Source organism: Acinetobacter gyllenbergii, from assembly GCF_001682515.1.
GTDB classification, from domain to species: domain Bacteria; phylum Pseudomonadota; class Gammaproteobacteria; order Pseudomonadales; family Moraxellaceae; genus Acinetobacter; species Acinetobacter gyllenbergii.
In genome coordinates, this window is record NZ_KV575261.1 from 712,071 (window position 1) to 730,261 (window position 18,191).

Consider the following 18,191-nt stretch of genomic DNA (forward strand, 5'->3'; position numbering starts at 1 on the left):
TCAATGCCACAGCCCAGCTTATATCCAAGCTGCGGAAATACCGCTTAGGAACGTAAACTTTCAACCACCCAGGTATCTTTAATTCCGCCACCCTGAGAAGAGTTCACCACTAGAGAGCCTGCTTGCATGGCAACACGTGTTAAGCCACCTGGCACAATTTCAGTACGATAAGGTGAGCTGAGTACAAAAGGTCGTAAATCAATATGTCGCTCAGCAACGCCTTCTGCTGTCATTGTTGGCGCGACTGAAAGGGCTAAAGTCGGTTGTGCAATATATAAATGCGGTGTTTCAATCAATTTCTGTCTAAAACAATCAATTTGTTGTTGATCTGCTTGCGGACCAATCAACATGCCATAACCACCAGAACCTTGTGCTTCTTTAACCACCAGTTTTTCTAAATTGCTCAACACATAATCAAGTTGCTCAGCCTCTCGACATTGATAAGTGGGCACATTATTTAAAATCGGTGCTTCGCCTAAATAAAATTGAATCATTTGATCGACATAAGGATAAATCGATTTGTCATCTGCAACCCCAGTTCCGGGCGCATTAGCGATCACAACATTATGTTGTAGATAAGCTGACATTAAGCCAGCCACACCTAAGCTGCTATCAGGCCTAAAGCTAAGTGGATCAAGAAAATCATCATCAACACGGCGATAAATCACATCTACCTGCTGACGACCACGAATAGTTTTGACATAAACTTTCTCATCTTCAACAAATAAATCCCGACTGGTCACCAGTGGTACATCCATTTCCCGTGCTAGAAATGAATGCTCATAATAGGCGCTGTTAAAACGTCCAGGCGTAAGCACGACAATCAAAGGCCGATCAACATAGGCATTTTCTTCCAAAATTGCTTTTAACAGACTTGGATATTGCTCAATCCCTTGTAAATTATTGCTACTACATAAATCAGGCATTAGTTTCTGGCTGATTTTGCGGCTTTCCAGCATATAAGATACGCCTGATGGTGTACGTAAATTATCTTCCAATACAAAGAAATCGCCTTGACCATCACGAATGATGTCAATCCCACTGATTTGCGAATAAATCTTACCTTTCAATTGATGCTTCAGCATGTGTGGCTGAAAAGCTTCATGGGCAATCACTTGTTCCGCAGGAATTAAGCCTTCTTTTAAAATATGCTGACCATGATAGATATCGTCTAAAAATAAATTTAGGGCTTTTACCCGTTGTGCACAGCCTGTTGCAATTTTTTCCCATTGTTTCTTTTCAATCACACGTGGAATAAGGTCATACGGAATGGTTCGTTCTGCGCCCTCCTGATCACCATAGACATTAAAGGTAATCCCTTGATAGAGAAAATGCTGCTTCGCTTGTGCTTCTAAACTCTTTAAATCCTCCAGGCTACGAATACTCAACCATTGTTCAATTTTTTTCGATGCTTCACCGTTAAAACTTTTATCATCTAACATTTCATTAAAAAATTGTGATTTCAGTTGCTCAAATAGATTTGTACTGACATTGAGCTGAGAAATAAATGTAGACGTATCAACGGGAACTGCTGTATTTGGTTCTGCTGTAAAATAATCTGTACTGATATGTAGGCTGTTCTCTTGTTCTGACATAGAAACCTCGTCTCATCATTTATTTATATTTAAACAAAGCAATTTCAATGCCACTTATATAAATGATCAATTTTCAACCAGAACTAGAATATTTAAGCAAAAATGCCCCCATTTCAGTCGTAAATACGTAATCTGGATCAGATGGACTTGATAATTAAGTATAGTTTTTTTATTGTGTCTGCTTTAGACCATTGAATTACGTATTACGCTTATGTCATCCGTACAAGAAAAAGAAACATCCAATAGCCTTTATCGCCAATGGCAAATTTTATCCCGCCTTTCAACTGGGAAATGGATGGGTACTCGTGAATTACAAGAAATATTAGAACGAGAAGGTATTGATATCAGTTTGCGTACAATCCAGCGTGATTTAAACCAGATTGCCCAACGCTTCCCGATTGAAAGCAATAAAACCGTGCCTCAAGGTTGGCGTTGGCGCTCGGATGCACCGATTCAGAGCTTGCCACATATGACCAGCTCACAAGCCGTTACGTTTATGATGGTCGAAGAACATTTACGTCACTTGCTTCCACCGAGTTTATTAGAAGAAATGACACCTTGGTTTGACCTCGCCAAACGTAGTTTATCGACCCAGAACAATGTCAGACAATGGATCAACCGTGTGCGTATTGTGCCGGCAACTCAACCACTGATTCCACCAGTAGTCGATAAACACGCGCAACAGGCGATTTACGAAGGTTTATTACAAGACAAACAGATCGAATGTATTTATCGTGCCCGAACTCATCAAGGTGAAGATAAGAGCTATATCCTCAATCCATTAGCCTTGGTTCAAAAAGGTGCAGTGATTTATTTAATCTGTACCCGCAATGATAAAACTGACGTACAGACTTTTGCATTGCACCGCTTTAAGGCAGCAACGGTATTGGAAAGCCGTGCTTTACATCCTGTGAACTTTGAAATTGATAATTATATTGAATCTGGCGCACTCGGATTCCGCGTTGACTATAACAAGCCAACTGAACAAATTCAGTTAAAGCTAACGATGACCGAAAGTACAGCCAAAAGTTTCTATGAAAGCCAACTAAGTAAGGATCAAATCATCCAACACTTAGAAGAGAATATCGTTGAAGTTTCTGCAACGGTTCCATTTACTTCACAATTGGTCTGGTGGCTTAGAAGCTTTGGTAAAAAAATCCTCAATATCGAGCCTGCAGCGGTCTACAATGCAGTCAAAGAAATCGAAGATCAATCCCAATAAAAAAGAGAACCTCACGGTTCTCTTCGATTTTTTATAAATTTTATTATCAAACACTCAGTATTATTTTTATTGTTTAAATGTTCAAACCAACCTCTCTCCCCGCCTTGATCAAAATTGGTTTGTACCTTTTTAAGCGCTTTGATTTAAATTAACATCGGCACGCTAATTCATAGCCATTGTAGCGGATTCTCTTTTTGGTCATGCTTAAACCCTCTTTGTTTGAACGTAGAATCACTATAACGAGGATTATTTGGGCTGTGAAATAACAAAGATTGGAATCAAAAGCTGTTTTTTTGCTATTGCTGATCTTTGAGCCAAGATCAGCTTATTCTTTATCGGATAATAAAGTTTCGAAATGATGCAAATGAGTAAAACGTCCCGCCTGTATCTGATATTGATCAATTTGTGGTACTAAGCGCTGAAAATGTTCCGACTGTACATGTAAATCCAATGCCTCACGATCTATCCATTCTTCGATAAAAACAAAATGTCCTGTTTGCTTATGATCATGATACAGATCATAGGCAATACAGCCTGCTTCAGTTCTCGTTTTCTCTACCAATTCTTGATAAAGCAGTAATACCTCATCAATTTTATCTGGCTGGATATAGTCTTCAGCAATCAGTTTTAACGTCATCTCGCTCTCCCTAAATATTTCCCATAAAAAAAGCTCTCAAATTCATGAGAGCTTTTTTTATCATCTATTCAGCTTATGCTGAAAACGGATGACGCAATACAATTGTTTCTGCACGGTCAGGACCAGTTGAAACGATATCAATTGGGCAACCAATTAAAGTTTCAATACGACGTACATATGCCAATGCATTTGCAGGAAGTTGATCAATTTGAGTCAGACCTACAGTTGATTCGCTCCAACCTGGCATGGTTTCATAGATTGGTTTCAAACTTTCGAATGAAATCGCATCAGAAGAACCTGCACAGCCTGAATCTACATCTTCATAGCCCACACAAATTTTTACTTCTTCTAAACCATCTAATACATCAAGCTTCGTTAAGCAAATACCAGATAATGAGTTCACGTCAACCGAACGGCGTAAAATCTCAGCATCGAACCAACCACAACGACGTTGACGACCAGTAGATGCACCAAACTCATGACCAACTGTACCTAAGTGACGACCAATCGCATCACCTGTATCTGTTGCTGCATCATAATGCAACTCAGTTGGGAATGGACCTGCACCTACGCGTGTTGTATATGCTTTGGTAATACCCAATACATAATCTAAATGCAATGGGCCCATACCTGAGCCAGAGCTTACGCCACCTGCAGTGGTGTTTGAACTGGTTACAAATGGATAAGTACCATGGTCGATGTCAAGCAATGAACCTTGCGCACCTTCAAACATGATTGCCTTACCTTCTTTGCGGTAATTATGCAGTACAGTCGTTACATCAATCACTAATGGTGCAAGCACTTCACGCCATTCGTTGCACAATGCAAGTACGTCTTCAAACTTAACTTCCTCAACGCCATAGAATTGAGTAAGTTGGAAGTTATGCAGCTCAAGCATTTCCTGAAGTTTTTCTTCAAGCAAAGCACCACCACGAATCAAGTCTGCAACGCGTACAGCACGACGTGCAACTTTGTCTTCGTAAGCTGGACCAATACCGCGACCTGTCGTACCAATCTTGGCATTACCACGTTTTTTCTCGCGTGCTTGGTCAAGCGCGATGTGGTTTGGCAAGATTAATGGACAGTTTGGAGAAATACGTAAACGTTCTTTAACAGGTACGCCTTCTTGTTCCAAAATCGCCATTTCTTTAATTAGGGCTTCAGGAGAAAGAACGACACCATTCCCGATTAAGCACAATACGTTTTCACGTAAAATACCTGATGGAATGAGGTGTAATACAGTCTTCTTACCACCTACGACAAGCGTATGACCTGCGTTGTGTCCGCCTTGATAGCGTACTACCGCAGCCGCTTGATCTGTGAGCAGGTCGACGATTTTACCTTTTCCTTCGTCGCCCCATTGGGTACCAAGTACCACAACATTTTTGCCCATAATAGCCTCATTACATCATGCTGTTAAAATTGGAAACCAAGTTTTAAATCACTTGGCAATTAAATTTTTTCAATTACCCATTGTCCATTTTGAGCCACCAACTGATGGGTCGCATATGGCACTGAGCTTAAATCATCATTACCCAACAACTGCACCACACGTGAACCTTGGCCACGCGCCTCTGCAATTGCATTTAATAAATCTTGATCATTGCCTTTTGGTGCAACCACAGTCTCAATTTCAACAAACTGTGTCGCGCCTAAGGCATATAAATCACAACTAAATCCGGTTGCTGGACGTGCACGTCCAAAGTGTTCACCGATACCATCATAACGACCACCTTGAGCCAGTGGTGCTGCACGATTTGGTGCATAAATGGCATACATTAAACCTGTATGGTAGTGATAACTACGCAACTCCACCACGTCGATGCCAACATTGAGGTCAGACCAACGCGATTGGATTTGTGCCAATGTCGATTTCAAAGCATCTAATGCGGTTTTAAAATCAACATCATTTAAAATATCTTGGCTTAAATGCGTTTGTAATGCATCCAGATCACTTGCATAACGACCTAATGCATAAAAATCCGCACCCATACTTAAATCTTGAGTGAACGCTTCCAATTCTGGCAATGCTTTACGCTGATATAAATCAGAAAGTTCACTTTCTGTATTTTTATTTAAACCAGCACGCTTAACCAAGCTACGGAATAAACCCACATGACCTAGATCTAAGTGAGCCCCTTCTAAAGTATGGGTATGCTCAATTAATGCGAGCATAACATTGATCATTTCAACATCGGCTTCAATGCTGTCATGACCATACAACTCTGCACCTAACTGTAAGGGTGCACGTGTTGCATTAAAATTCTGTGGTTTGGTATGCAGTACTGAACCTGCATAACAATAACGCGCCACACCTTCAATTGGTCGAACATGGGCATCAATACGTGCAACTTGCGGCGTCATATCCGCACGAACACCGAGTAGACGACCGGAAAGCTGATCAATAACTTTGAAAGTGACTAAATCTAAATCTTGATTAGATTCTGAAAGTAGTGAGAGCGATTCGATGTATTCAATAAATGGCGTATACACCAATTGATAACCTCGAACTGCGAGGAAATCTAACGCTTCTCGACGCAAGGTTTCAACCACTTGCGCTTGTTCTGGCAATACATCTGCTACCCCGTCAGGGAGCAACCATGTCTCTGAAATGGCCATGTTCCAAACCTAAAATCTGTTCAATGTGGAAGCATCCACACAAAAAGCAACCACATAAAAAAATCGGGTGAATGCCCGATTCAGCGTAGTGTAGCACGAAGATTTATGTGATGCACCTTTGAATTTGAATAATTCTTTATACCTCAATTCACAGAGCAATCAATCATCTTGAAAAAATTAACGAGTATATTCAATAGATTGAAACTACTCCTTGCTGGTATACGTCCACGTTCTTAATCCAAAGAACTGCCTAACATCTGAACGATCCCCCTGCTTCCAATTAATCAGATTTAATTTTTTGATTGCATCAGCAGCCTGAGTATTGAATGCAAAACAGCCGTTCTCTAATTTGGCATTATTTAAACGTTGATTTTGCTTCATCCATAAATCAATTGGGGTATCTCCACCTTGATAAGGATGACTTTTCTCATAGGCTAAATGCTTGTCAGCATCCCATAACTGGCCTGAAATGAATTGGCTATTGGTACTTTTATTTTCACCATTGCCTAATCTACTGTATGTTTCAGCCGTCTCTAAATTTTCTAATGCAATGAGGTTATAGCCATGCCACTTTGTATCTAAAAGTCTAAAATATTTTTTATCTTCATCCAGATTATTATATAGATCGACAATTTGTCGCTTCTGCTCACTAAAAGATGAAAAATCAGAAAATGAAAAATCAGACTCAAGATAAGCTTGATTCCACTGAGTCTCTTTTAAACGATAACAATAACTATTTTTAGGAAATACAGCATTTTTATAGGTCGAATAAAATTTAATTAAATTCTGGTCAAGTCGTTCTGGGTTTACTGTTAAATCAACATGATCTCTATAACCCGGCATTACTCGATCAAAAATATTTTCACCATCTAATTTTACCAATTGAAAGTTTAAATTCTGCTTAAGTTCCGGTGTACGCTCATACAACCATTGCGTAGAAGATATTCGCTTAACGATGTTTGTTTGTGGCGTACCTTTTTCTATCACTTTTGTTGCAGTCAATATCTTCTTGTCTAAAGGCTCATTATGTGACTTATTGAAATTAATCTGACTATTCTTAATAGAATAGTTTGTGATCTCAAAATAGTCTTCAATAATATTGTCAGAAATCCTTGGTGCCTGATAATAAACTTGATAAAGCACATCGTCTTGAGTTGGTTTCCCTTCAACCCTAGATTCATTACTTTGATCAGACCCACCTCCACATGCCGTTAGAATAAGGCTTGTTGAGATAATCACGATACCTTTATTTTTTAAATTAAGTTCCATACCATCACTTTTTAGTTAAATCTTATTTATTATGAACAAGCCTATGATATATAATTAGCATTATATAATACAAAGAAAAATTAATAATTTTTAAATACTTTTATTCCCACTTTTAACCATAATTTCCAAAACATTCACTAGCTCAACATTCTGTTTTTCCAATGCAGTAATATTTGCCACAGTACGGTCTAAAACTTCTTGTTGGACATGCATCTTCTTGGCAAGATCCTGCATGATTTCCAGACTCTTTTTCAGATGCAACTCTAGGTGTATAACCTTTTCTTCAAGTTGTTGCACCTGACTATCTGAGTTTGGTACGTCTACGCTTTTAAGCTGAAACCAGAATAAAAAAGCCACCGCCACCAATAAAACAGCAATAAATCCCCAAATCAACATCAATGTCATGCGACACCCCAGATTATTTTTTATATCTTATTTAAAATATTAATCACAAAAAGTTTCACACAAATCTAACAAGCGATTTGCATAACCCCATTCATTATCATACCACGCAAAAACTTTTGCTTGATGCCCCACCACCATGGTTTGAGTTAAATCTACAATCAAAGAATATGGTGAATGATTAAAATCACTTGAAACCAAATCCTCATCCGTCACTTGCATAATCTGTGCATAATCATATTGCGCCGCTTTGCTCAAAACTTCATTGACTTTGTGCACGGTAATCGGTGAATGTGAAACAAAAGTCAGATCAATAGCAGCCACATTAATGGTCGGCACGCGAATAGAATAACCATTAATCCGATCTTCCATTTTTGGCATAACTTGTTTTAACGCACCTAAAGCACTCGATGTGGTTGGAATAATATTTTGCCCTGATGCGCGTGCACGACGTAAATCTCGGTGCGCATGATCCAAAACCGATTGATCTGCCGTAACTGCATGGATTTCCGTCATTAATGCCGTATCAATACCAAAGGCATCATCAATAATTTTGACCAACGGTACTAAAGCCTGAGTTGTACACGAGACGCTAGAAATAATTTGATCTGAGGCTTTTACGTCATTGTGGTTGACACCATAGACAATCGCCGCATCGACAGAATCAAAAGGCGCAGCACCAATAATCACACGCTTGGCACCCGCCTCAACATGACGAGTGGCATCAACCCGTGAGCGGAATAAACCTGTACATTCAAGTACTACATCAATATCTAAGTCTGCCCACGGTAATAATTCGGGCTGGGCTTGTTTAAAAACCTGTAACTTTAACTGGCGTTGATTGGACTGGATATTCAGAAAAATATGTTGGTTTTCAATTTGAATTTCAACTTGACCAGCAAAACGACCATGCGTGGTGTCGTATTTAAACAAATGCACCAAAGTCTGCACATCAGCAATATCATTAATGGCAACAATATCAAACTGAAATTGCTTAGGACTCTCAAACCACGCACGTAATACATTCCGACCAATTCGACCAAATCCATTGATAGCGATACGTTGCATGTAGCGTCCTTATTCATCAAAACATCATCTTTTCTATGCTATATGGTAAAACATCAAGCGCATTGTTGAATATAGATTTTTAGCTTAAACACAGTTTTATATGATATTGCTTGTAAAATCGTTGGTGAGGCAGGTATTTTCCGTTATAATTTAGCACTTTTAAAATCTATGCCACGCACTGGGTTCGATTGTAGAACATTAGACACAACGTACCTTGTTGCATATAGCCAAATTCAAAATTATGGAGTGTCTTGGTTGTGAGTACTCGCTTTATGACATCAGCTGAAATCCGTGAAGCATTTTTGCGTTATTTCGAATCGCAAGGGCATACACGTGTCGCTTCGAGTTCTCTCGTTCCCGCCAACGACCCAACTTTGCTGTTTACCAATGCTGGTATGAACCAGTTTAAAGATTGCTTCTTAGGTTTAGAAAAGCGCGACTATGTCCGTGCTGTTTCATCACAAAAATGTGTACGTGCTGGCGGTAAGCACAATGACCTTGACAACGTCGGTTATACAGCACGTCACCATACTTTCTTTGAAATGTTAGGTAACTTCTCTTTCGGTGATTATTTCAAACAAAATGCGCTGAAATTTGCTTGGGAATTTTTGACTAGCGAACAGTGGTTAGGCTTACCGAAAGATCGTTTATATGTCACGGTTTATCATACCGATGATGAAGCATTTGATATCTGGAACAAAGAAATCGGGATCGATGCTGAACGTATTATCCGTATTGGCGATAACAAAGGTGGCCAATACGCATCAGATAACTTCTGGGCAATGGGTGACACAGGTCCTTGTGGTCCTTGTTCTGAAATTTTCTATGACCATGGCGATCATATCTGGGGTGGCTTACCAGGCACACCAGAAGAAGATGGTGATCGTTTCATCGAAATCTGGAACAACGTTTTCATGCAGTTCAACCGTACTGCGGATGGTGTCATGCACCCTCTTCCAGCGCCTTCTGTAGATACAGGTATGGGCTTGGAGCGTATTTCGGCTGTACTGCAACATGTCAATTCAAACTATGAAATTGACCTGTTCCAACACTTATTAAAAGCTGCTGCTGACATCATTGGTTTAGATACCACTGCCATTGAAGCTGAAGCGAAAGCACAAAATAAACCCGTTGAATATCCAGCATCGTTAAAAGTGATTGCAGACCATGCACGTTCATGTTCATTCTTGATTGCTGACGGTGTTAATCCTTCAAATGAAGGTCGTGGTTATGTATTGCGTCGTATTATTCGTCGTGCCGTACGTCATGGTAACAAGTTAGGTGCAACAGGTTCATTCTTCTATAAGATGTTGCAACCGCTGATTGAAGTGATGGGCGATGCTTATCCAGAACTTGCTGCACAGCAAGCACGTATCGAAGCACAGCTTCTTAAAGAAGAAGAGCAATTCGCGAAAACACTTGAGCAAGGTTTGAAATTGCTCGAAGGTGAATTAGCTCAACTGAAAGGCAATGTGATTGCTGGTGAAACTGTATTTAAACTGTATGACACCTACGGCTTCCCGACTGACTTAACGGCTGATATTGCACGTGAGCGTGATCTGACGATTGACGAAGCTGGCTTCGAAGTTGAGATGGCTGCACAACGCCAACGCGCACGTGATGCGGGTAAATTCGCAGTTGACTACAACAGCATTGTCAAAGTTGAAGGCGAAACTCAATTTAATGGCTATGATGCGACTCAAGGCCAAGGTCAAATTGTTGCGATCTATAAAGATGGCGTTCAAGTTGATGAAATCAACGAAGGTGACGAAGCACTGATCGTATTGAACCAAACCCCTTTCTATGCAGAAAGCGGTGGTCAGATTGGCGATACAGGTATTTTCAAAAACGATACCGGTATCTTCGAAGTACAAGATACCAAAAAATCTGGTGGCGCTTTTGTACACCAAGGTATCGTGACCATGGGTAGCCTCAAAGCAACTCAACCTGTTGAAGCAACGGTTAAAGCGGATATTCGTGCAGCAACAGCACGCAATCACTCTGCAACTCACCTTTTACATGCAGCTTTACGTCAGATTCTTGGTGAGCATGTTCAACAGAAGGGTTCTTTGGTTGCCAGCGATATTTTACGTTTCGACTTTGCCAATGACCAACCCGTTTCATTTGAACAATTGCAGCAGATTGAACGTTTAGTCAATGCCGAAGTGATTGCCAATACAGCGGTAAGCACTGAACTGCTTGATATCGAAACAGCAAAAGCCAAAGGTGCGATGATGCTGTTCGGTGAAAAGTATGGTGAAGAAGTTCGCGTGCTGTCTATGGGTTCAGTGATTGATGAGAAAAACTTCTCGATCGAACTGTGTGGTGGTATTCACGTAAAACGCACAGGTGATATTGGCCTGTTCAAAATCACCTCTGAAGGTGGTGTCGCTGCTGGTGTTCGTCGTATTGAAGCGGTGACGGGTACTAAAGCACTTGACGTAGTTCAAAAAGCTGAAACTGACATCCAAACCATCAATGCTTTATTGAAAGCACAAAAAGAGCAAACCGTAGAGAAAGTTGAAGCGATTGTTGAAACTGCTTCTAGCCTACAAAAGCAAATTGAACAATTGAATCAAAAGTTAGCCAGCTTCCAAGCAGCTGAACTCTTGGATCAAGTCAAAGATATTGCTGGTCGTCAAACCTTGATTACCACGGTACAAGGTTTAGATGCCAAATCATTACGCAATCTTCATGACAGCGTAAAATCAAAATTAGAAGATGCAGTCATTATTTTAGCTGGTGTTGAAGGTGATAAAGTGAGTTTAATCGCCTCTGTCGCTAAACAATACACTGCAACTCTAAAAGCAGGTGACATCATCAAACACTTGGCTCAAGAGCTGGGTGGTAAAGGTGGTGGTAAACCTGACTTAGCACAAGGTGGCGCGCCACTTAACGAGAAGTTTGATCAAGTCATCGCAGCTTTACCTGCATGGCTTGCGCAATAATAAAGACTTCACTTTTGTGTAACTGACCCTGATGCCTCTCAGGGTCATGGCTTATATGGAACAACTATGGCTTTAATCGTTCAAAAATATGGCGGTACCTCTATGGGTACTCCTGAGCGCATTTTAAATGTTGCTCATCGTGTCAAGCGTTGGCATGATCATGGTCACAAAGTGGTCGTGGTTGTATCAGCAATGAGTGGTGAAACTAACCGCTTACTTGCGCTTGCCAAGGCCATTACCAGCACCCCTGACCCACGTGAATTAGATCAAATGGTGTCAACGGGTGAACAAGTAACGATTTCCATGTTAGCAATGGCACTGAATTCAATTGGTGTAGAAGCGAAGTCATATACAGGTCGTCAAGTTGGGATTAAAACCGACAGCGCATTTACTAAAGCACGTATTGAATCGATTGACACCGATGTGATGACTGCAGATTTAGATGCTGGTCGTGTCATCGTCGTTGCTGGTTTCCAAGGTTATGATGCCAATGGCAATATCACCACTTTGGGTCGTGGTGGTTCTGACACTTCAGGCGTTGCACTTGCTGCGGCCTTGAAAGCAGATGAATGCCAAATCTATACCGATGTGGACGGTGTTTATACAACCGACCCACGTGTAGCACCAAAAGCGAAAAAAGTTGACCGTATCTCTTTTGAAGAAATGCTGGAAATGGCATCTTTAGGTTCAAAAGTGTTACAAATCCGCTCTGTTGAATTCGCTGGCAAATATCAAGTTCCATTACGCGTATTATCAAGCTTTGATAACGAAAATGATGGCGAATTTGATGATGATTTCAAACAAAACGTAGGCACACTAATTACCACTGAGGCAGAAGACGATATGGAACAACCAATCATTGCAGGTATTGCATTTAACCGTGACGAAGCAAAACTAACGATTTTGGGTGTTCCTGATGAGCCAGGTATTGCCTCTAAAATCTTGTCACCGATTAGCAATGCCAACATCGAAGTGGATATGATTATCCAAAACGTTGAAGAAGATGGCACAACTGATTTTACTTTTACCGTGAATCGTAACGACTTGGCAAAAGCAAAAGCAATTTTAGAACAAACTGCAAACAGCATCGAAGGTTGTGAAGTTGTAACACGTGATGACATCGTAAAAGTGTCAATCGTAGGTGTGGGTATGCGTTCACATGCGGGTGTAGCGAGCAAAATGTTCACTGCATTGGCAGAAGAAAGCATTAATATTCTCATGATTTCTACATCAGAAATCAAAGTTTCTGTCATCATCGAAGAAAACTACTTGGAATTGGCAGTTCGTTGTTTACATACAGCTTTTGGTCTAGACCGTGAACACGGCGAAAGCAGTGCTCGTGCTTAATTAATAGCTGCTTAAACATATTTACTCGCAAGTAAATAAGAAAAAAAACAGAGCCACTATAGTTTTTTTAATAGTGGCTCTGTTATATTAGCCTTGAGGTTTTTAAGAAGCTTCTCACAGAACTTACTAAAAAAAATGTTTTTTACATATTTCTGTTAGAATTTTCTGTATATTAGGCTGTGCTTTCAAACAATGAATTCCCTGTCGCAAGTTTAAGCGTTTAGCAAGGAGATAAACATGCTGATTCTGACCCGTCGTGTCGGAGAAACATTAATGATTGGGGATCAAGTCAGTGTTACTGTGCTTGGCGTAAAAGGCAATCAGGTGCGTATTGGTGTAAATGCTCCAAAAGAAGTTTCTGTGCATCGTGAGGAAATTTACCAACGTATCCAACATGAGCGTGCCATGCATGAGCATCTGCAACATCTTGATCAAGATTATCAACATTCTTATGAAGAAGAGAATAATGAGTTCCCTCGTCATAACAACTTCAATCGTTAATGCGCAGAATGCTTCTCGAATGATTAAAGCGACTATTCTTAGTCGCTTTAATTGTTTTATAGACTCAAAACTTTCTTGACTGGCCCATAACTGCGGCGATGTTCATCAATTACACCATGGGCCGCAATGGCTTCAAAGTGTGCTTTAGTTGGATAGCCTTTGTGCTTGGCAAAACCATAATCAGGAAATTGTTGGTCAAGTTCCTGCATTTGACGATCACGTGTTACTTTAGCCAGAATACTCGCTGCACTGATTTCAGCATGGCTGGCATCCCCACCAACAATCGCCTCACACGGAATCGTTATTCCTTTTGGAATCTGATTTCCATCCACGATCACTTTGACAGGTTGAGTTGCTAAACCTTCTACTGCACGACGCATAGCAAGAAACGTGGCCTGTAAAATATTCAACTCATCAATTTCAGTGTGACTTGCTTCAGCAATTGACCAAGCTAAAGCTTTTTCCTGAATCTCAACAAAAAGCTTTTCCCGTTTTTTTTCGGTTAGCTTTTTAGAGTCATTTAAGCCTTCAATCGGATTATTTGGATCTAAAATGACTGCGGCAGCAACAACAGAACCTACTAAAGGCCCACGCCCCGCCTCATCTACACCTGCAACTCTCATAAAAAATCTCTAAAGGCTGATGACTCAGCCTATTCTGCTTAACTAGCTTTTTGTAAAGTTTCTGCTACACAAGCATTCACAGTTTGCGAAACAACTTGAGTCACAATGGTCGCACGCGCAGTTGGGTCAATAGCAGCCGTCGCTAATTCAACCGCAGTCACGCTGTTTGGTGCCTTTTCGCTGACACAGCCACACACTTCAGTTTGAATATTGTCGCGCTGTTCCGCTGTCATCAAACGGGTCGCTGTTTTCCAAGCTGGAAGTGCATTGATTTCATTAATACATTTTGCATTTACTGCAACTTTCAATGCCGCCATACCTAACTGCTGAGAAGTTGCTCCAGCCGAATTACTTCCATCTGGCGTAACACATCCTGTTAAAGCTAAAACAACAGGGGCAACAATAAGTACCAACTTTTTCATGATTTCTAACCTGTATCTAAATTTTGGCAGGCGTATTGTGCCTAAATGATACGTTTTATGATATGACTCAGCGCGATCTTTACATAATATAACAATCACACGCCATTTATAAGCTTTACACCGTTCTACTCATAAAACGCTCCGTTACATTTACACTGTAGGAGAATGAAAAAGCGCTATCTATTATTAAAAATAATTACCTATAACAAAGCCAGGATGTTGCAATGTCAACCTCAGCACAATATTACACGCGTACGGCACAAGTTATTCACTGGCTCATGGCTGTTATTTTCATTGCCGCCTGGCTGATTGGCTTCTACAGTGGCAACTTCCTCAGCTATGACGTTGACGGAAGCTTTAAAGGCAATGTGATTACGCTACACAAGAATATCGCGACCACCATCATTTTCTTAGTTGTGATTCGCATCTTTTGGCGTTATACCCACCCTGCCCCTCAACTACCAGACACCATGTCTCCACTGATGAAAACTTTGGCACATGTTGGACATTTCCTGCTGTATTTAATGCTACTCGCACTGCCAATTACAGGCTGTTTATTTAGCTGGAGCGCTGGACACCCTGCACCTGTTTTATATTTATTCGAAATTCCACGCCTAGTACAAGACAATCCAGACTTACTTGCAATTGTTAAACCAATTCACATTTATCTCTCATGGTTTGCGGGTTTATTGGTTGCAGGACATGCTTTAGCGGCAATCAAACATCATTTGATTGATAAAGATAATGTCCTACTCAGTATGTTGCGCCAACCCAAATAAATTTCCATGCATAAAAAAACCGCTTTACGCGGTTTTTTTATTTAGATTTGTTTTACTTCAGCAATCCACTTCTGTTTTTCTTCATCTGAAATAAATGAAGCTTCGAAAGAATTAATTGCCAACTGTTTTAACTCATCATTGTTTAAATCCAAAGCCTGCTGAATCGCCACAAAGTTATCATTCATATAACCACCGAAATATGAAGGATCATCCGAGTTCACAGTAACATGCACGCCCTTCTGTAATAAACGACGGATATTGTGATCAGCCATATCATTGACGACACAGAGTTTTAAATTACTCAAAGGACAAACCGTTAATGGCATTTTCTCAGCAATTAAACGCGTCATCAAACCTTCGTCTTCTTCTGAGCGCACACCATGGTCAATACGATTCACTTTCAGCAAGTCCAGCGCTTCCCAGATATATGCTGGCGGACCTTCTTCACCAGCATGCGCCACAATCAAGAAACCTGCTTCACGTGCTTTGGCAAAAACACGTTCAAATTTCGCTGGAGGATGCCCAACTTCACTTGAGTCTAAACCAATCGCGATAATATCATCTTTAAATGGCAATGCCTGTTCCAGCGTTTCAAATGCTTTTTCTTCGCTTAAATGGCGCAAAAAACACATGATCAACTGAGAACTGATCCCTAACTTTTGTTTTGCATCTGTACAGGCACGTTTTAAACCAGCCAACACGGTTGCAAACTCAACCCCACGCTCAGTATGCGTTTGTGGGTCAAAGAACATTTCGGTATGTACGACACGGTCTTCAGCACATTTTTCAAAATATGCCCAAGCCAGATCATAAAAATCTTGTTCATGCACCAGCACGTTCGCGCCTGCATAATAGATATCAAGGAATGATTGAAGATTATGGAAGTTATAGGCTTGCTTCACTTCTTCAACCGATTGATAAGGAATCTGAATCTGATTACGCTGTGCAATAGCAAACATCAGTTCAGGTTCAAATGTCCCTTCAATATGCACATGCAATTCGGCTTTGGGTAAAGCACGAATCAGCTCGATTTGATTCATATTAACTCCACGTCTAAAGAAAAAAGGGTGTTATCGAAATAACGCCCTTTAAGCTCTCTTGAAAATGAGCCATTACAACAACAGCTCAAAAAGAGAATGATAAAAGAATAGCGATGTTTTGCTTAGCCGCCAAATGCAACAAATTTAAACACCCACAGCGCCGCAATGATCCAGACCATATAAGGAACTGTCTTTGCTTTTCCTGTCAGTAATTTAACTAAAGCATAGCTGATAAAGCCCATCGCAATACCATCCGCAATTGAATAGGTAAATGGCATAAATACGATGGTTAAAAATGCAGGAACTGCTTCAGTAATATCATCCCAATCAATATGTGTAATCCCTTGGATCATCAACACACCAATAAATAATAATGCAGGTGCAGTTGCAAAACCTGGAACAGATTGAGCCAATGGTGCCAAGAACAAACAACCAATGAATAGGAATGCAACAACGACTGCGGTTAAACCCGTGCGCCCACCAGCTGCAACACCCGAAGCAGATTCAATATAAGGCGTTGTTGAAGAAGTACCTAAAGCAGCACCGGCAACAATTGCAGTTGAGTCAGCAAATAAGGCTTTCTTCAAGCGCGGCAATTTACCATCTTGCAGTAAGCCTGCACGATGTGATACACCCACCAAGGTTCCTGTACTGTCAAATAAATCGACAATAAAGAACACAAAAATCACCCCAACCATACTGGCAGTAAATAAACCTTTAAAATCCATTTGCATAAAGGTTGGTGCTAAAGAAGGAACTTGACCAACAACACCTTTAAACTCATTCAAGCCCATTGCAGTTGCAATTGCAGTCACCACCAAAATACTGAGGATGATGGCACCACGGACTTTAAACTGATGTAAAACCACAATCATCAAGAAGCCAAATAATGCCAATAAGACTGTTGGTTGCTTAATATCCCCAAGCCCCACTAAAGTCGCTGGATTATCAACAATAATGCCTGCATTTTTCAGTGCAATTAAGGCAAGGAATAAACCAATACCACCACCAATTGCAAATTTCAGAGACATTGGAATTGCATTGACAATCGCTTCACGGATTTTAAAGAAGCTGATTGCAAGGAAAACTAAACCTGAGACAAAAACTGCAGCGAGAGCAGTTTGCCAAGGCACGCCCATGCCTAAACAGACTGAATAGGTAAAATAAGCATTTAAGCCCATACCAGGTGCAAGTGCGATTGGGTAGTTCGCAATAATCCCCATGACCAAACACCCAATTGCTGCAGCCAAACAGGTCGCAACAAACACAGCACCGTGATCCATGCCAGTTTCTGAAAGAATGAGTGGGTTTACAATGATGATGTAACACATCGTCAAGAATGTAGTTACACCTGCTAGAACTTCTGTTCTAAAGTTGGTTTTGTTATCGCTTAATTTAAATAAGCGTTCTAGCAAACCAGCCGAAGCATTAGGCGTTGTCATAACATAGCACCTGTTGAAATCTAAGATCGTAGAATGTGAAATCTATACGTTTGTGTTTGCAATCTTTTTTGAATGTACACAAAAAGGTATACAAGGCTCAAAGCAATCTATATGCCAGTTTTGCACTTGCTACGCAGAGGATATGTATAGATTCGATTCCGATATCAAAACGTAAAAAGCCGCATCTCAAAATGCAGCTTTTTATTTAATGGTAAATATTTTAACAGATTCTACTCAAAACTTGAGTATCACAACACAAAAAAAGCGCATTTCATGC

The 18,191-nt window shown here is 40.5% G+C and carries 16 protein-coding genes; 5 read left to right on the top strand and 11 right to left on the bottom strand.

The window, feature by feature from the left end:
- Nucleotides 1-44 precede the first annotated feature (44 nt).
- Entirely contained in the window at nt 45-1,595 is a 1,551-nt protein-coding gene (locus tag NG55_RS03565) for a circularly permuted type 2 ATP-grasp protein (protein WP_065342350.1), read from the bottom strand.
- Nucleotides 1,596-1,806: 211 nt separating this feature from the next.
- Here NG55_RS03565 and NG55_RS21085 point away from each other — a divergent pair, with 211 nt between their 5' ends.
- Nucleotides 1,807-2,817 (top strand): helix-turn-helix transcriptional regulator, encoded by a 1,011-nt coding sequence (locus tag NG55_RS21085; protein WP_016540965.1) that lies wholly within the window; start codon nt 1,807-1,809, stop codon nt 2,815-2,817.
- Between the two features lie 325 nt (nt 2,818-3,142).
- Here NG55_RS21085 and NG55_RS03575 read toward each other — a convergent pair whose 3' ends face one another.
- From NG55_RS03575 to NG55_RS03600, 6 genes are all read right to left on the bottom strand, one after another.
- Nucleotides 3,143-3,454 carry a putative quinol monooxygenase gene (locus NG55_RS03575; RefSeq protein WP_065342351.1) on the bottom strand — a complete coding sequence of 104 codons (312 nt, stop codon included), beginning with the start codon at nt 3,452-3,454 and terminating at the stop codon, nt 3,143-3,145.
- 73 nt (nt 3,455-3,527) lie between these two features.
- Entirely contained in the window at nt 3,528-4,847 is a 1,320-nt protein-coding gene (locus NG55_RS03580; RefSeq protein WP_016540963.1) for an adenylosuccinate synthase, read from the bottom strand.
- Between the two features lie 59 nt (nt 4,848-4,906).
- Nucleotides 4,907-6,073: an ATP phosphoribosyltransferase regulatory subunit gene (locus tag NG55_RS03585; protein ID WP_065342352.1), complete on the bottom strand. Its 1,167-nt coding sequence runs from the start codon at nt 6,071-6,073 to the stop codon at nt 4,907-4,909.
- A 204-nt stretch (nt 6,074-6,277) separates the two neighbouring features.
- Nucleotides 6,278-7,342, bottom strand: a complete 1,065-nt coding sequence (locus tag NG55_RS03590) for a hypothetical protein (RefSeq protein WP_065342353.1) — start codon at nt 7,340-7,342, stop codon at nt 6,278-6,280.
- A gap of 90 nt (nt 7,343-7,432) precedes the next feature.
- Complete coding sequence (locus NG55_RS03595; protein ID WP_065342354.1) at nt 7,433-7,747, bottom strand: hypothetical protein; 315 nt, start codon at nt 7,745-7,747, stop codon at nt 7,433-7,435.
- A 39-nt stretch (nt 7,748-7,786) separates the two neighbouring features.
- Complete coding sequence (locus NG55_RS03600) at nt 7,787-8,812, bottom strand: type I glyceraldehyde-3-phosphate dehydrogenase (RefSeq protein WP_065342355.1); 1,026 nt, start codon at nt 8,810-8,812, stop codon at nt 7,787-7,789.
- Between the two features lie 257 nt (nt 8,813-9,069).
- Between NG55_RS03600 and alaS the strand changes: the two genes are divergently transcribed.
- The 3 genes from alaS (at nt 9,070) to csrA (ending at nt 13,608) form a co-directional block, all read left to right on the top strand.
- Complete coding sequence (alaS, locus tag NG55_RS03605; protein WP_171257916.1) at nt 9,070-11,760, top strand: alanine--tRNA ligase; 2,691 nt, start codon at nt 9,070-9,072, stop codon at nt 11,758-11,760.
- Nucleotides 11,761-11,826: 66 nt separating this feature from the next.
- Complete coding sequence (locus NG55_RS03610) at nt 11,827-13,107, top strand: aspartate kinase (protein WP_065342357.1); 1,281 nt, start codon at nt 11,827-11,829, stop codon at nt 13,105-13,107.
- Nucleotides 13,108-13,344: 237 nt separating this feature from the next.
- Nucleotides 13,345-13,608, top strand: a complete 264-nt coding sequence (csrA, locus tag NG55_RS03615) for a carbon storage regulator CsrA (protein WP_004654447.1) — start codon at nt 13,345-13,347, stop codon at nt 13,606-13,608.
- Between the two features lie 56 nt (nt 13,609-13,664).
- On the opposite strand, the gene rnhB is transcribed toward csrA, so the two are convergent.
- Nucleotides 13,665-14,231, bottom strand: coding sequence for a ribonuclease HII (gene rnhB / locus NG55_RS03620; RefSeq protein ID WP_065342358.1), 567 nt, complete (start codon nt 14,229-14,231; stop codon nt 13,665-13,667).
- 38 nt (nt 14,232-14,269) lie between these two features.
- Complete coding sequence (locus NG55_RS03625) at nt 14,270-14,653, bottom strand: hypothetical protein (RefSeq protein WP_016540955.1); 384 nt, start codon at nt 14,651-14,653, stop codon at nt 14,270-14,272.
- A gap of 224 nt (nt 14,654-14,877) precedes the next feature.
- Here NG55_RS03625 and NG55_RS03630 point away from each other — a divergent pair, with 224 nt between their 5' ends.
- Nucleotides 14,878-15,432: a cytochrome b gene (locus tag NG55_RS03630; RefSeq protein ID WP_065342359.1), complete on the top strand. Its 555-nt coding sequence runs from the start codon at nt 14,878-14,880 to the stop codon at nt 15,430-15,432.
- Between the two features lie 41 nt (nt 15,433-15,473).
- On the opposite strand, the gene NG55_RS03635 is transcribed toward NG55_RS03630, so the two are convergent.
- Both NG55_RS03635 and NG55_RS03640 read right to left on the bottom strand, forming a co-directional pair.
- Nucleotides 15,474-16,472 carry an adenosine deaminase gene (locus tag NG55_RS03635; RefSeq protein WP_065342360.1) on the bottom strand — a complete coding sequence of 333 codons (999 nt, stop codon included), beginning with the start codon at nt 16,470-16,472 and terminating at the stop codon, nt 15,474-15,476.
- Nucleotides 16,473-16,594: 122 nt separating this feature from the next.
- Entirely contained in the window at nt 16,595-17,914 is a 1,320-nt protein-coding gene (locus tag NG55_RS03640) for an NCS2 family permease (protein ID WP_016540952.1), read from the bottom strand.
- Nucleotides 17,915-18,191: the final 277 nt, after the last annotated feature.

What these genes read in the sequence shown, in the direction of transcription:
- NG55_RS03565 (WP_065342350.1), bottom strand. Translation starts at nt 1,595, where the DNA reads ATGTCAGAACAAGAGAACAGCCTACATATCAGTACAGATTATTTTACA.
- NG55_RS21085 (WP_016540965.1), top strand. Translation starts at nt 1,807, where the DNA reads ATGTCATCCGTACAAGAAAAAGAAACATCCAATAGCCTTTATCGCCAA.
- NG55_RS03575 (WP_065342351.1), bottom strand. Translation starts at nt 3,454, where the DNA reads ATGACGTTAAAACTGATTGCTGAAGACTATATCCAGCCAGATAAAATT.
- NG55_RS03580 (WP_016540963.1), bottom strand. Translation starts at nt 4,847, where the DNA reads ATGGGCAAAAATGTTGTGGTACTTGGTACCCAATGGGGCGACGAAGGA.
- NG55_RS03585 (WP_065342352.1), bottom strand. Translation starts at nt 6,073, where the DNA reads ATGGCCATTTCAGAGACATGGTTGCTCCCTGACGGGGTAGCAGATGTA.
- NG55_RS03590 (WP_065342353.1), bottom strand. Translation starts at nt 7,342, where the DNA reads ATGGAACTTAATTTAAAAAATAAAGGTATCGTGATTATCTCAACAAGC.
- NG55_RS03595 (WP_065342354.1), bottom strand. Translation starts at nt 7,747, where the DNA reads ATGACATTGATGTTGATTTGGGGATTTATTGCTGTTTTATTGGTGGCG.
- NG55_RS03600 (WP_065342355.1), bottom strand. Translation starts at nt 8,812, where the DNA reads ATGCAACGTATCGCTATCAATGGATTTGGTCGAATTGGTCGGAATGTA.
- NG55_RS03610 (WP_065342357.1), top strand. Translation starts at nt 11,827, where the DNA reads ATGGCTTTAATCGTTCAAAAATATGGCGGTACCTCTATGGGTACTCCT.
- csrA (WP_004654447.1), top strand. Translation starts at nt 13,345, where the DNA reads ATGCTGATTCTGACCCGTCGTGTCGGAGAAACATTAATGATTGGGGAT.
- rnhB (WP_065342358.1), bottom strand. Translation starts at nt 14,231, where the DNA reads ATGAGAGTTGCAGGTGTAGATGAGGCGGGGCGTGGGCCTTTAGTAGGT.
- NG55_RS03625 (WP_016540955.1), bottom strand. Translation starts at nt 14,653, where the DNA reads ATGAAAAAGTTGGTACTTATTGTTGCCCCTGTTGTTTTAGCTTTAACA.
- NG55_RS03630 (WP_065342359.1), top strand. Translation starts at nt 14,878, where the DNA reads ATGTCAACCTCAGCACAATATTACACGCGTACGGCACAAGTTATTCAC.
- NG55_RS03635 (WP_065342360.1), bottom strand. Translation starts at nt 16,472, where the DNA reads ATGAATCAAATCGAGCTGATTCGTGCTTTACCCAAAGCCGAATTGCAT.
- NG55_RS03640 (WP_016540952.1), bottom strand. Translation starts at nt 17,914, where the DNA reads ATGACAACGCCTAATGCTTCGGCTGGTTTGCTAGAACGCTTATTTAAA.